Genomic DNA, 13,832 nt, shown 5'->3' with positions numbered 1-13,832 from the left:
CCGCTCACGAACCGAGCGCGAACCGCCGCTGACCGAACTCGCTCAACGCCTGATCAGGCGGCATTTCGCGGCCGCGCTCGAAGGCCCTGCCGTACGCCTCGGCGCCGATGCGCGAGCGCACCCGGTCGGTCACGCCCGCCACGTCCGGGTCGCCGGTGACGGGCGCGCCGCGCAACCCGACCGCGACGCCGAGCAGGAACGCGGCCCGCTCGTCCTCCTCCCGCGCGGCGAGGACGCCGGCCAGGCCTTCGATCGCCTGGGCCGCGCCCGGCAGGTTCGCGTGCTCCAGGGCGGTGGCCAGCGCCTCCTGGTGCAGTTCGGTCGCCTCGTCGAGCCGGCCCTCGGCGGCGGCCGTCCAGCCGAAGCCCGTGTGGAGCCGGATCCGCGTCTCGCCGCCGGTGACCGGGCCCGCGGCGAGGCCGACGGCCGCGGTGTACCAGCGCCGCGCCTCGGCCAGGTCGCCCGCGCGCCGCGCGATCTCGCCGAGGCCGCCGCGTGCCCGCGCGAGCGTCACCGGCGTCCCGGCCGCGCGGGCCTGTTCGGCGGCGGTTTCGTAGTCGGCGCGGGCGGTTTCGGCGTCGCCGGCCCGCAGGACGCCGTCGGCGCGGCGGCAGAGCAGGTCGGCGGCGTCTTCGAACGAACCCAGCTCGCCGGCCAGCCGGACGGACTCGTCCATCAGCTCCCGGAACCGCACGTGGTCGCCGCGCCAGTCCGCGAACTCGGCGAGCTTCTCCAGCGCGCTCGCCGCACCCCAGCGGTCGCCGAGGGCGCGGAACCCGTTCAACGCCGCGGAAAAGTGCGTCTCGGCTTCCGCGATCCGGCCGCGGTACTGGGCGCCGAGTCCGTCCCCGATGCGCGTGAACGCGCGCGACCACGGGTCGTCGCCGACCAGCGCGGCCAGCCGCTCGCCGTCTTTCACCTTGGTGTGCGGGGAAAACGCCCACAGCAGGAAGAGGTAAGGGTGGCGCAGCGGCCCGTCGAGCTCCCGCAGGATCGGCTCCGGCTCGACGTCGGTGCGCGACGCGTGGATCAGGCAGACCACGTACTCCTCGGCCAGCCCGGGCGGTGGCTCGGCTCCGAACGCGGCGACGACGGCGTCCGCGAACGGCGTCGCCTCGCCGCGGCGGCCGCGCAGCCACCAGTACCAGGTGAGGGCGGCGATCAGCCGGACCGCGGTCTCCGGGTCTTCGGCGGTGCTCCAGCGCAGCGCCGCGGTGAGGTCGGCGTGCTCGGCCGTCAGGGCGTCGAGGGTCGTCAACTGCTCGGCGCCGCGCAGCTTCGGTTCCGCGGCGCGGGCCAGGTCGAGGAAGTACTTGGCGTGCTCCGCGCGCCGGTCGTCGCCGTGCTCGGCGCAGAACGCCCGGATCGTCTCCAGCATCCGGTAGCGGCCGCCGTCGAACCCGACGAAGGACTTCTCGACCAGTCCGGTGAGCACGACGTCGGCGTCGGGTTCGGCGCAGACGCGCTCGGCCGCGCCGAGCCGCGCGCCGCCGGCGAACACCGCGAACCGGCCCGCGAGCCGCCGCTCGTCCGGTTCGAGGAGGTCCCAGCTCCATTCGACGACGCCGCGCAGCGTCCGGTGCCGCGGCTCGGCGGTCCGGTCGCCGCGCGAGAGCAACCGGAAGCGGTCGCCGAGCCGGGCGGCGACGTCGGCGGCGGACAGCGACCGCAGGCGCGCGGCCGCGAGCTCGATCGCCAGCGGGAGGCCGTCGAGGGCGGCGCAGATCCGCGTCACCGCGGCCGGGTCGGGCTCCTCGCCGGACGCGACGGCCGCAGCCCGGTCAGCGAACAGCCTCGCGGCGGCGTCGGCGGGCAGGGCCCCGACCGGCACCAGCGTCTCGCCGGTGGGGCCGAGCGGTTCGCGGCTGGTGGCGAGCACGCGCAGGCCGGCGCACCCGGCGAGCAGCCGCCGGACGAGCCGCGCGGCCGCGGCGACGACGTGTTCGCAGTTGTCGAGGACGAGCAGCAGCGGCCGGTCGGCGAGGGCGGTGGCCAGGCGGTCGGCCGGGTCCTCGGCCGCGCCCGGGGCGAGCACGCCCTGTTCGCGCAGGCCCAGCGCGGTCAGCACGGCCCGGGGCACGTCGGTGGTCGCGGCCAGCTCGACGAAGCAGGCGTCGCCGGTCGCGGCTTCGATGGCGAGGCGGGTCTTGCCCGCGCCGCCGGGTCCGGTGAGCGTGACGAGCCGGGCGGCGCCGAGGGCCTTCTTCAGCTGGTCGAGTTCGGTCCGGGCGACGAACCCGGTGAGCGGCACCGGGACCCGCCGGGCCGGAGCCGGGGCGGCGGCCCGCAGGACGGCGGCGTGCGCGTCCGCCAGTTCCGGCGACGGGTCGGCGCCCAGCTCGTCGGCGAGCCGCTCCCGCGTCTCGGCGAAGACGGTGAGGGCCTCGGCCGAGCGGCCGCCGCCGTGCAGGGCGCGCACGAGCTGGGCGGTGAGCCGTTCGCGCAGCGGGTGTTCCCGGGCCAGCTCCCGGAGTTCGGCCACGACCTCTTCGTGGCGGCCGAGGACCAGGTCGGCTTCGACGCGGTCCTCGGTCGCGGCCAGGCGCAGTTCGGCGAGGCGGGCGGCGCGGGGCGGGTCGGCGAGACCGTCGAGCGCCGGCCCCCGCCACAGCGCGAGCGCCTCGGCGAACAGCTCGCGTCTCCTGGCCGGATCGGGCGTTTCCCTTGCCTGGGCAGTGAGCCGTTCGAAGCGGTGGAGGTCGACGTCCCGGGGGTCGACGGCCAGCCGGTACCCGGCCGGGCTGAACTCGACGAGCCCGTCGGGCGCACCGCCGTCCCGAAGCCGGCGCCGCAGCCGCGAGACCTGCGACTGGAGCGCTTCGGCGGCACCCTCGGGCGGGCGGTCGCCGTGCAGGCCGTCGATGAGCCGCTCGGCGCTGACGACGCGTCCGGCGTCGAGCGCGAGCAGCGCGAGCAACCCGCGAAGCTGCGGACCACCGAGGGCGACGACGGTCCCATCGGGACGGCGGGCTTCGACCGGCCCGAGAATCGCGAACTGCACGCGCTGATTCTGGCTCACCGCGGCGTCCGGCGGTCAGCTTTCGGTGAACCGGGCGTTCACGGCCGCAGGCCGCGGAAGAACGCCCGGATGTCGTCCACCAGCAGCTCCGGCTCTTCCATCGCCGCGAAGTGGCCACCTTCGGCGAACTCCGACCAGTGCGCGATCTTCTCCTCCGGGTCCATGATCCGGCGCACGACGGGCGAGCTGTCGAACACCGCCCAGCCGGCCGGCACGTCCGACGGTGCCAGCCAGCCGTGGCCGGAGTGCGCGGCCTCGTACAGGAACCGGGCGGCCGTCGCGCCGCTGCGGGTGAACCAGTACAGGCTCACGTTCGTCAGCAGCCGGTCGCGGTCGACGCCGGCGCCGGTCCACGCCTGGAACTTCTCCGCGATCCACGCCAGCTGCCCGACCGGGGAGTCGGTGAGCGCGGCCGCGATCGTCTCCGGCTTGTGCGACTGGAGGTCGAGGTAGCCGCGGCCGGCCCGCCACGCCGTGCGGGCGGCGTCCAATTCGGACTGTTCGGCCTCGGACAGGTTCTCGGGCAACGGAAGTTGCTCGCCGGCGAGCGCGATCGTGCCGCGGTCGCTGTTGACATGGGTGCCGACGACCCGGTCCGGGTACAGCGCCGCGAGCCGTCCGGTGACGCCGGCGCCGATGTCGCCGCCCTGCGCGGCGAAGCGGTCGTAGCCGAGGCGCGTCATCAGCTCGGCGAACGCGTCCGTCGTCCGGGCGAGCTCCCAGCCCGGGCCGCTCAGCGGCGTCGAGAACCCGAAGCCGGGCAGCGACGGGACGACGACGTGGAACGCGTCCGCGCCCGGCTCGGTCAGCGGCCCGATGACGTCGAGGAACTCGGCGAAGGAGCTGGGATAGCCGTGGGTGAGCAGCAGCGGCAGCGCGTCGGCCCGCGGCGACCGGACGTGCAGGTAGTGGATGACCTGGCCGTCGATCTCGGTCGTGAACTGCGGGAACGCGTTGATCGCGGCCTCCTGCGCGCGCCAGTCGAAGCCGTCGCGCCAGTACTCGGCCAGTTCGCGCACGGCGGCGGTGGGGATGCCGCGCGACCAGTCCGGCTCGTCGCCGGGCACGGGGTCGGCGAACCGGGCCTCGGCGAGGCGGCGGTGCAGGTCGTCCAGGTCGGGCTGCGGGATCTCGATGCGGAAGGGGTTCGTCATGACCAGGACGTTAGGAGCCATTGCGGAAGACTTCCTTCCGCGATTCATGTCATCCTCGAAGAATGTTGCAGACCTCCGCCCGCCTGTTGCGGCTGCTGTCGCTGCTCGAGACGCGGCGCGACTGGACCGGCGCCGACCTCGCCGAGCGGCTGGGCGTCACCGCGCGGACCGTCCGCAGCGACGTCGGGAAGCTGCGCGACCTCGGCTACCCCGTCGAGGCCGCCCCCGGCGTCCAGGGCGGCTACCGGCTCGGCGCGGGCGCGCAGCTGCCGCCGCTGCTGCTGGACGACGACGAAGCGGTGGCCGTCGCGGTCGGGCTGCGGACGGCCACCGGCGTCGCCGGGATCGCCGAGACGTCGGTGCGCGCGCTGGCGAAGCTGGAGCAGGTGCTGCCGTCGCGGCTGCGGCACCGGGTTCACGCGCTGCAGGCCGCGACGGTCGCGGTGCCGGGCGACGGCCCGGCCGTCGACGCGGACGTGCTGACGGCGATCGCGGCGTCGATCCGCGCCGGCGAACGGCTGCGGTTCGACTACACGAGCCACACCCGCGCGGCGAGCCGCCGCGACGTCGAGCCGCACCGGCTGGTCAGCTGGGGCCGGCGCTGGTACCTCGTCGCGTGGGACACCGCGCGGGACGGCTGGCGCACGTTCCGCGTCGACCGGATGACGCCGAGGGTGCCGAACGGGCCGCGCTTCGCCCCGCGCGAGCCGCCCGAGGGCGACGTCGCGCAGTTCGTCCAGCGCAGCGTCGGCGCGGCGACCTGGCGGTTCCACGCGAAGGTCCGCCTGCACGCGTCCGACGCGTACGTCCGGGCCCGGCTCCCGCTCGCGGTCGAGGTGACGCCCGAGGGGCCGGACCGGTGCGTCGCGGAGGTGGGCTCCGACAACGCGCAGATGCTCGGGCTGTACCTCGGGCTCCTCGAGGTCGACTTCGAGGTGCTCGACGCGCCGGACCTGGCGGCCGAGCTGGCGAAGACGGGCGAACGGTTCCTGCGCGCGGCTAGCGCAGGGAGTCCGCCAGCTCCTGGATGATCGTCATCTGCTCCTTGACGCCGACCTCCATGCCGGACTGGAGGATCGTGTCGCGCAGTTCCTTGCTGCCGGTCACGGTCAGCAGTTCGAGCCGCGTGCGGTCCCCGTCCAGGGCCGTGAAGGTGACGGTGTTGAGCGGGCCGTCCACGGAGTCGAGGTCCACGCCGGGCATCTCGAACACCTCGGTGTAGACGATCCGCTCGTCCGGCACGATTTCGCGGTACTCGCCGTGGAAGCCGACCTCCGCGCCGGCGTTGGACTTGATGACGTACCGCCAGCGGCCGCCGGGGCGCAGGTCCAGCTCGACTTCGGTGGTGGTGCCGCGGTGCCCGCTCCACCAGCGCCGCACCAGCTCCGGCGTGGTCCACACGCGGTAGACGAGGTGCTTGGGCGCGTCGAATTCGCGCGTGATCAGGATCTGGTCGTCGGCGGGGGTGGTGATCTCCACGTCACTGCTCCTGTTCCTTGAGTTCTTCGAGGACTTCGTCCATCAGGTCGAAGCGTCCGGCCCACGTCCGCTCGTAGCGCTTCACCCAGTCGTGGATGGGCTTGAGCGCGGGCCCGTTGAGCCGGTAGAGCCGCTGCCGGCCGTCGCCGCGCACGTCCACGGCACCCACCTCCCGCAGCACGCGCAGGTGTTTCGACACCTGCGGCTGGGCGAGGCCGAGCAGGTCGACGAGGTCGCCGACGGACCGTTCGCCGCCCATGAGGACGTCGAGGATCTGCCGCCGCCGGGGTTCGGCGACGGCGTTGAAGGTGTCGGCGGTCGTCGCTGCTCGTGCCACGCGACCCATCATATGCCGATATGGGTATGCGTCAAGAGCCCGCATCCTGGGCACGCTGGGCTCCGGCCGCCGCGTCTGCCACCATCGGGCCATGACGGCGGCGGCCGACGGTCCACAGAGGACGGATGCGCGCGGCGCCCGGCGCAGTGCCGGCGCGAGTTCCGTCCTGCGAGCGATCCTCGACGAGGGGCCGATCGCGCGCAGCACCGTCGCGCGGCGGACGGGGCTGTCCGCGGCCGCCGTCACCGGGCACACCGCCGAACTGCTCCGGCGCGGGCTGCTGCGGGAACTCCCGGAAACCGGAAGGCGAAGCGTCGGCCGGCCGCACGTGCCGGTCGACCTCGACACCGGACGGCACGTCGCCGGCGCGGTGCACTTCGCGGTGCACCACGCGACCGTCGCGCTGCTCGACCTGCGCGGGAACGTCCTGGTGCAGCACGAAGAACCGCACGACGGCCTGGGCGCCGAAGACCTCCTCGCCCGCGCCGCCGAGATCCTCGACGACCTGCTGCTCGGGCACGCCCCGGACCGCGAGCCGCTCGGGCTCGGCGTCGCCACCGGGGGCTGGGTCGACCGGGAATCCGGCACCGTCGTCGAACACCCGCTGCTCGGCTGGAAGAACGTGCCGGTGCGCGATCTGCTGGCCGGCAGTACCGGCCTCGCCGTCGAAGTCGACGGCCACGCGCGCGCCCTCGTGCACGGCGAACGCCTCTTCGGCCACACGAAAGCGCGCGAGAGCGTTGTTCAGCTCTTCGCCGGCAACGTCGTCGACGCCGCGTTCGCCACCGGTGACACCGTGCACCACGGGCCGCGCTCGGCCGCGGGAGCCGTCGCGCACCTGCCGGTCGACGACAGCGCCGAACCGTGCCGCTGCGGGCGCACCGGCTGTCTCGAAGCCACGGTGTCCGAAGCGACGCTGGCGCGCAAAGCCGCGGAAAGCGGGCTCATCACACGGCCGGACTTCCCGGAATTGCTCGCGCTCGCGACTTCCGGCGATTCCGCGGCGGTGCGGGTTTTCCACGACCGCGCGCGGCTCATCGGACAGGCCGCCGCATTGCTGCTCGACGTCCTGAACCCGGCCGTGCTCGTCGTGGTCGACCGGAGTGTAGCCCAGGTGCCCGGTTGCCTTCCCGCCATCCGGGACGAGGTCGGCGAGCGTTCGCGGACCTGCGCCGATCCGGCGGAAACCGTTGTGCCGACGAGCTTCCCGGGCACCGAGCTGGCGACCGCGGGCGGCGCGGTGCTCCTGCGGGCACTCTACGACGACCCGCTCGGTCCGCTTCTCACCCGGTTGTCCCACGCCTCGTGAATCACCGGAGTTATTTCACGAACTCGCAAAATTGACCGTCCGGCCGGCGGGCCCGAACAATCGGTGCATCCCCACCGACTCGGCGGAACGGACGAAACCACCGTGAAGAAAACCCTGCCCCTCCTGGCCGCCGCCGCGCTCCTGCTCGCCGGGTGCGCGTCGGCGACGGCGACCGGCACGCCCGGGCAGCCGGAGAAACTCGAACTGCGCTACCAGGGCAGCGCCAACGCCGTGACCCTGCCCGAACTCGCCGAAGACCTGGGCTACTTCGGCTCGGTCAAACTGAAGTGGGTCGGCAACACGATCAGCGGCCCGCAGGACATCCAGTCCGCGGCCACCGACCAGACCGACTTCGGCGGCGCCTTCACCGGCGCGGTCGTCAAGCTCGTCGAAGCCGGCGCGCCCGTCAAGGCGGTCGTCAACTACTACGGCTCCGACGACAAGGCGTTCATCGGCTACTACACCAAAGAGGACAGTCCGATCCGGACCGCCCGCGACCTGATCGGCAAGAAGGTCGGCGTCAACACCGCCGGCGCGAACCTCGAGGCCGCGCTCGACACCTGGCTCAAGGGTCAGGGCCTGTCCGACGACGAGGTCAAGCAGGTGCAGCTCGTCGTCATCCCGCCGGTCAACGCCGAGCAGGCTTTGCGCAACGGCCAGCTCGACGTCGTCGCGCTGCAGGGGATCCTGCAGGACCACGCCCTCGCCGTGGGCGGCGTCCGGTCGCTCTTCAGCGACGTCCAGGCGTTCGGGCCGTACAACGGCGGCCCGTACGTGCTGCGCACCGACTTCATCAAGAAGAACCCGGAGACGACGAAGATCTTCGTCTCGGCCGTGGCCAAGGCGATCGAGTGGGAGCGCACCACCCCGCGCGAGCAGGTGATCGCCCGCTTCACCAAGATCATCCAGGCCCGCGGCCGCAACGAGAACACCGACACGCTCAAGTACTGGAAGAGCGTCGGGGTCACCCGCGGCGGCCTCATCGCCGACAAGGACTTCACGCTCTGGGAGCCGTGGCTGAAGCAGCAGGGCTACATCAAGGGCGACAAGATCGACCCGGCGAAGCTGTACACCAACGAGTACAACCCCTACCGCGACGGCGCGCCGGCGGTGACCAAGTGATCGGCATCCGGTCGGTCACCAAGACGTTCGGCGCCCTGACCGCACTCGACGACGTCTCCCTCGACGTCGCCGACGGCACCTTCCTCGCGCTGGTCGGGCCGAGCGGTTCGGGCAAGTCGACGCTGCTCGACCTGCTCGGCGGCCTCACCACGCCGACCTCCGGTGAGGTGCTCATCGACGGCGAGCCGGTGCGCGGACCCGGGCTCGACCGCGGGGTCGTCTTCCAGCAGTACGCGCTGTTCCCGTGGCGCACCGCCCGCTCCAACGTCGAGTTCGGCCTCGAAGGCGGCGCGCTCGGCAAGCGGGAGCGGGCCGAGCGGGCCCGCGAATACCTTTCCCTGGTCGGGCTTTCCGGCTTCGAGGACCGCTACCCGCACGAGCTGTCCGGCGGGATGAAGCAGCGGGTCGCGATCGCCCGCAGCCTCGCCTACGACCCCGCCGTGCTGCTGATGGACGAGCCGTTCGCCGCGCTCGACGCCCAGACCCGCGAGCAGCTGCAGGACGAGCTGCTGCGGATCTGGCGCCGCACCGGCAAGACGATCGTCTTCATCACCCACGGCATCGACGAAGCCGTCTACCTGGGACAGCGGGTGGCCGTGCTGACGTCCCGGCCCGGGCGGCTCAAGGCCGTCGTCGACATCGACCTCGGCGACCGCTCCGGGGACGTCCGGTCCGACCCGGCGTTCGGGCGGCAGCGGCACCGGCTCTGGGAACTGCTGCACGACGAGGTCCGCAAGGCGGCCGAACACGAACGGAGCGCGGCCGGATGACCACCACGCTCGAAGCCCCGGCCGTCCACACCGGATCCCCGGCCGCACCGGCGAAGCCGCGCCGGTTCACGAAGACGCTCACCCGGGCGGTGCACGCCTCCGCCGCGGTCGTCCTGTTCGCCGCGCTCTGGGAGCTAGTCCCGCGTTTCGTCCTCGACGAGGGCACCCGCACCTTCCTCCCGCCGCTGTCGGAGGACCTGCAGGCGCTCTGGGACCTCGTCCTCGACGGCCAGCTCGCCGACCACCTACTGGCCAGCGTGGGCCGGTCGGCCGCCGGCTTCGCGATCGCCGTCGCGGTCGCCGTGCCGCTCGGGCTGCTGATCGGCTGGTACCGGCCGGTCGCGCGCTTCCTGCAGCCGCTGCTCGAACTGGCCCGCAACACCGCCGCGCTGGCGCTGCTCCCGGTGTTCACGCTGCTGCTGGGCATCGGCGAACTGTCGAAGGTGACCCTGGTCGTCTACGCCTGCGTGTGGCCGGTGCTGCTCAACACGATCGCCGGTGTCAACACCGTCGACCCGCTGCTGGTGAAGGCGGCCCGCTCGCTCGGGGTGGCCGGCCCGCGGCTGTTCCGGAAGGTGATCCTGCCCTCGGCCGTGCCGACCGTCTTCACCGGCATCCGGATGGCGGCGTCCTACTCGATCCTGGTGCTCGTGGCGGCCGAGATGGTCGGCGCGAAAGCCGGGCTCGGCTACCTCATCAACACCAGCCAGGTGAACTTCCAGATCCAGCAGATGTACGCCGGGATCATCGCCGTCTCGGTGCTCGGCGTGCTCGTCAACTCCGGTTTCGTCGTCCTCGAACGGCGGTTCTCGACCTGGCGTCCCAAGGAGAAAGCATGATGCACCTCAACGCGTTCGTGATGCCGAACGGCCACCACGAAGCCGCCTGGCGGCACCCGTCGACCGACCCGCACCGGGCGCGGACGCTGCAGCACTACGCCGACATCGCGCGGACGGCCGAACGCGGCAAGCTCGACTCGCTCTTCCTCGCCGACGGCGTCGCGTTGTGGGGCAACGTCAAGCACAACTCCCACAGTCACTTCGAGCCGCTGACGCTGCTGTCGGCTCTCGCGGCGAGCACAGTCCACATCGGACTCATCGCGACGGCGTCGACGACCTACAACGAGCCCTACCACCTGGCGCGCAAGTTCGCCTCGCTCGACCACCTCTCCGGCGGCCGGGCGGGCTGGAACATCGTCACTTCGGCCGGCGTCGACGAAGCCCGGAACTTCAACCTGGCCAAGCGGCCGGCCCACTCGGCGCGCTACGAGCGGGCCGAAGAGTTCATCGAGGTGGTCAAGAAGCTGTGGGACAGCTGGGACGACGACGCCGCCGTCGTCGACCGCGAGACCGGCGTCTACGCCGACACCGACCGGATCCGGGCCATCGCGCACGACGGCGAGCACTTCCAGGTCCGCGGGCCGCTCAACATCGAACGCCCGGTCCAGGGCCACCCGCTGCTCGTGCAGGCGGGCTCGTCCGAAACCGGCAAGGAGTACGCGGCCCGGCACGCCGAAGCCGTGTTCACCGCGCAGCAGACGTTCGCCGACGGCAAGGCGTTCTACGACGACGTCAAGGGCCGGCTCGCCAAGTACGGCCGGACGCCGGACGAGATCAAGATCCTGCCCGGCATCTCCCCCATCCTGGGCCGCACCGAGGCCGAGGCCCGCGAACGCGAAGCCGAACTGAACGCGCTGATCACCCCGGACTACGGGTTGCGGCAGCTGTCGAAGATGCTCGACCACGACGTGACCGGCTATCCGCTCGACGGTCCGCTGCCGGACGTCGGCAGCTTCACCGAGGGCGGCCAGAGCCGGTTCGAGCTGGTCGTCGGGCTGGCCCGCCGCGAGGACCTCACCATCCGGCAGCTCCTGGAGCGGCTGGCGGGCGGGCGCGGGCACCGCGTCTTCGCCGGGACGCCGGTCCAGGTCGCCGACGAGCTGGAGGCCTGGTTCACCGGCGGCGCCGCCGACGGCTTCAACGTCATGCCGCCCACCCTGCCCGGCGGGCTCGACGACTTCGTCGACCTCGTCGTCCCGGAGCTGCAGCGGCGCGGGCTCTTCCGCACCGAGTACTCCGGCACCACCCTGCGCGAGCACTACGGCCTCGCGCGTCCCGTCAACCGCAACCGAGTCAAGGAGCCCGCATGACCGCGATCAGCACCGACGTCCGCAAGATCACCGGGAACATCGGCGCCGAGATCATCGGCCTCGACCCGGCCGGGGATCTCGACGCGTCCCAGGTGGCGTTCCTCGCCGACGCCCTGCACGAGCACAAGGCGCTGGTGTTCCGGAACACCGAGCTCGACGACGAGGGCCAGCAGCGGTTCGCCGCGCGCTTCGGCGAGCTGACCAAGGCGCACCCGACCGTGCCCGCCGTCGACGGCGCCCCGACGATCCTGCCGGTGGACAGCGAGCTGGGCCGGGCCAACCACTGGCACACCGACGTCACGTTCGTGCTCAACCCGCCGAAGGCCAGTACGCTGCGCAGCCTCGTGGTGCCGCCCTACGGCGGGGAGACGCTCATCGCCAACGCGGCCGCGGCCTACCGGGACCTGCCGGAGCCGCTGCGCGCGTTCGCCGACACGCTGCGGGCGGTGCACACCAACGACTACGACTACGTCCAGCCGCCGGAGACGGTGGACGAGAAGGAGCAGGCGCGCCGGGCCCAGTTCGTCTCGCGCAAGTACCGCACGGTGCACCCGGTGGTGCGGGTGCACCCGGCGACCGGCGAGCGCGGCCTGTTCATCGGCGGGTTCGCGCAGCGGATCGAGGGCCTGTCGGTGAGCGAGTCGCGGGACCTGCTGCGGCTGCTGCAGTCCTACGTGACGCGGCCCGAGAACGTCGTGCGCGTGGCGTGGGAGCCGAACCAGCTGGTGCTGTTCGACAACCGGATCACCCAGCACTACGCGATCGACAACTACGACGGCCTCCCCCGGCGCCTCAACCGCGTCACGGTGGCCGGCGACGTCCCGGTGGGCGTCGACGGACGGGCGAGCGAATCGCTCGAAGGCGACGCCTCGCACTACACCTCCGTCGCCTAGCCGGGTCCCGTCCGGGCCCGGGTGCCCGGGCCCGGACGGGATTGCTGCGGGCGGCGGGCCGGAAACGGTGCTACGACAACGCGTCAGCGGCCGTTGCGCTCCAGGTCGCGGAAGCAGTCCCACGCCCGGCTGACCAACGCCGGGTGGGTGCGCAGGTCGATCGTCGTCCGGGCCAGGGCCGCCGCGGACGCGAGCATCGCCGACCGGCCGCGCGGGCTCGCCGCGGCCGCCGCGAACTCCGCCGTGTGGTCGGAGTACTCCTCCGCCGTGATCGCCACGAACGGGTGGATCGCCGGGACCCGGACGCTCACGTCGCCGATGTCCGACGAGCCCAGGAACACCCCCGGCTCGGGCGGGGTTGCGTGGATCCCGCCCGCCGCCAAGTGCTCGGTGAACCGCTCGGACAGCACCGGGTTGTCGCGGAAGTGCGAGTAGCCGCTCCCGAGGCGTTCGACGTCGACCTTCGCGCCGGTCGCCAGGGCCGCGCCCTGCGCGCACGTCGAGACGTCCTCGGCCAGGCGGTCCAGCGCGTCGGTCGTGAGTGCGCGGAGCCCGAAGCGGCCTTCGGCGCGGTCGGGGACGATGTTCGTGGCCTCGCCGCCGTGGGTGATGATGCCCTGGACGTGCGCCCCCGCCGGGAGCCGCTGGCGCAGGACCGAGACCGCGCCGAACGCCTGGATCAACGCGGCCAGGGCGTCGACGCCGGCCTCGGGGTCGCCGGTCGGGTGGGCCGCGCGGCCGTGGAAGGTCACCTTGAGCTCGACCTGCGCGGTCAGCGGGGCCCACGACCACGAGTGCACGCCGGGGTGGACCATCAGGGCCGCGTCGACGTCGTCGAAGACGCCCGCCTCGGCCAGCGCCACCTTGCCGCCGCCGCGTTCCTCGGCCGGGCAGCCGACGGCGAGCAGCGAGCCCGGGCCGTCCGCCAGCACCTCGCGCGCCGCCAGCGCAGCACCGAGGCCGGCCGCGGCGATCAGGTTGTGCCCGCACGCGTGACCCAGCCCGGGCAGCGCGTCGTACTCCATCAGCAGCGCCACGCACGGGCGCCCGCTCCCCGCCCGCGCGACGAACGCCGTGGGCAGCCCGGCGACGCCGGTCTCCACGTCGAACCCGTCGGCGGCCAGCTCCGCGGTCAGCCGCTCGGCGGCCGCGTGCTCCTCATAGGACAGTTCCGGCCGTTCGTGCAGCGCGGTCGCGACCGCCCACAGCCGGTCCGCCAGGGCGCCGACCCGCTCGTCGGCGCGCTCGTGCAGCTCTTCGTGCCACTCCATGCCCACCGGAATACCCCTACCACGTACGGTCACACCAGCGGGGGTGTTTCACCCGGCCGACTTCGGCCGGGGCTCGAAGCGCTGCGCGACTACCACCGGATCGGGTACGTCCCGTTCAACGCGGCCGCGCCGAGCAGGTGCCACCGGCCGAGGCGCCGGGCGGATCGCAGCGGAGCGGGCATGGAACTACCCGACCCGGCCGATTCCACACCGGAGCCGGCCGGGTCGTGGCCGCGGCTAGGAGCTGTCCTGTAAGTCATCGGAGCCAGAGCACAATCGCAGCGATGGTCAGCTCGGCCTGGTAGTAAGCAGCGCGTTTGGCATAGCGG

12 protein-coding genes are annotated in these 13,832 nt (G+C 73.0%); 7 read left to right on the top strand and 5 right to left on the bottom strand.

All coding sequences use genetic code 11. From position 1 onward, the window contains the following. Positions 1 to 4: 4 nt before the first annotated feature. Both ACIRSS_RS42850 and ACIRSS_RS42845 read right to left on the bottom strand, forming a co-directional pair. Positions 5 to 3,001, bottom strand: a complete 2,997-nt coding sequence (locus ACIRSS_RS42850; protein ID WP_400905981.1) for an ATP-binding protein — start codon at positions 2,999 to 3,001, stop codon at positions 5 to 7. A gap of 56 nt (positions 3,002 to 3,057) precedes the next feature. Continuing rightward, positions 3,058 to 4,173 carry an epoxide hydrolase family protein gene (locus tag ACIRSS_RS42845; protein WP_400905979.1) on the bottom strand — a complete coding sequence of 372 codons (1,116 nt, stop codon included), beginning with the start codon at positions 4,171 to 4,173 and terminating at the stop codon, positions 3,058 to 3,060. A gap of 62 nt (positions 4,174 to 4,235) precedes the next feature. On the opposite strand from ACIRSS_RS42845, the gene ACIRSS_RS42840 reads away from it, so the two are divergent. Then, positions 4,236 to 5,204 carry a helix-turn-helix transcriptional regulator gene (locus tag ACIRSS_RS42840; RefSeq protein WP_400905976.1) on the top strand — a complete coding sequence of 323 codons (969 nt, stop codon included), beginning with the start codon at positions 4,236 to 4,238 and terminating at the stop codon, positions 5,202 to 5,204. Here the strand turns inward: ACIRSS_RS42840 and ACIRSS_RS42835 are convergent. Both ACIRSS_RS42835 and ACIRSS_RS42830 read right to left on the bottom strand, forming a co-directional pair. Beyond that, positions 5,173 to 5,652, bottom strand: a complete 480-nt coding sequence (locus tag ACIRSS_RS42835; RefSeq protein ID WP_400905973.1) for an SRPBCC family protein — start codon at positions 5,650 to 5,652, stop codon at positions 5,173 to 5,175. The two genes, ACIRSS_RS42840 and ACIRSS_RS42835, sit on opposite strands and share 32 nt — an antisense overlap. A 1-nt stretch (position 5,653) precedes the next feature. After that, entirely contained in the window at positions 5,654 to 5,989 is a 336-nt protein-coding gene (locus tag ACIRSS_RS42830; RefSeq protein WP_400905971.1) for an ArsR/SmtB family transcription factor, read from the bottom strand. A gap of 91 nt (positions 5,990 to 6,080) precedes the next feature. Here ACIRSS_RS42830 and ACIRSS_RS42825 point away from each other — a divergent pair, with 91 nt between their 5' ends. The 6 genes from ACIRSS_RS42825 (at position 6,081) to ACIRSS_RS42800 (ending at position 12,232) form a co-directional block, all read left to right on the top strand. After that, positions 6,081 to 7,298 (top strand): ROK family protein, encoded by a 1,218-nt coding sequence (locus tag ACIRSS_RS42825; RefSeq protein ID WP_400905968.1) that lies wholly within the window; start codon positions 6,081 to 6,083, stop codon positions 7,296 to 7,298. A gap of 102 nt (positions 7,299 to 7,400) precedes the next feature. Then, positions 7,401 to 8,420, top strand: a complete 1,020-nt coding sequence (locus ACIRSS_RS42820) for an ABC transporter substrate-binding protein (protein ID WP_400905965.1) — start codon at positions 7,401 to 7,403, stop codon at positions 8,418 to 8,420. Next, positions 8,417 to 9,190 carry an ABC transporter ATP-binding protein gene (locus ACIRSS_RS42815; protein WP_400905962.1) on the top strand — a complete coding sequence of 258 codons (774 nt, stop codon included), beginning with the start codon at positions 8,417 to 8,419 and terminating at the stop codon, positions 9,188 to 9,190. The genes ACIRSS_RS42820 and ACIRSS_RS42815 overlap by 4 nt, the downstream gene beginning before the upstream one ends. Further along, on the top strand, positions 9,187 to 10,029 hold the full coding sequence (locus ACIRSS_RS42810) for an ABC transporter permease (RefSeq protein WP_400905959.1): 843 nt from the start codon (positions 9,187 to 9,189) through the stop codon (positions 10,027 to 10,029). The genes ACIRSS_RS42815 and ACIRSS_RS42810 overlap by 4 nt, the downstream gene beginning before the upstream one ends. Next, entirely contained in the window at positions 10,026 to 11,339 is a 1,314-nt protein-coding gene (locus ACIRSS_RS42805; RefSeq protein ID WP_400905956.1) for an LLM class flavin-dependent oxidoreductase, read from the top strand. Before ACIRSS_RS42810 ends, ACIRSS_RS42805 begins: the two co-directional genes overlap by 4 nt. Then, positions 11,336 to 12,232 carry a TauD/TfdA dioxygenase family protein gene (locus tag ACIRSS_RS42800; protein ID WP_400905953.1) on the top strand — a complete coding sequence of 299 codons (897 nt, stop codon included), beginning with the start codon at positions 11,336 to 11,338 and terminating at the stop codon, positions 12,230 to 12,232. Before ACIRSS_RS42805 ends, ACIRSS_RS42800 begins: the two co-directional genes overlap by 4 nt. Before the next feature lie 83 nt (positions 12,233 to 12,315). Here the strand turns inward: ACIRSS_RS42800 and ACIRSS_RS42795 are convergent, their stop codons facing one another. After that, a complete protein-coding gene (locus ACIRSS_RS42795; protein WP_400905951.1) occupies positions 12,316 to 13,503 on the bottom strand; it encodes an amidohydrolase in 1,188 nt (395 codons plus the stop codon). Positions 13,504 to 13,832 lie beyond the last annotated feature (329 nt).

The sequence above is a fragment of the Amycolatopsis sp. NPDC101161 genome, assembly GCF_044768185.1.
Taxonomy (GTDB): Bacteria; Actinomycetota; Actinomycetes; order Mycobacteriales; family Pseudonocardiaceae; genus Amycolatopsis.
The sequence above is the reverse complement of the archived record's forward strand: the minus strand, read 5'-3'. Positions and strand labels throughout refer to the sequence as shown.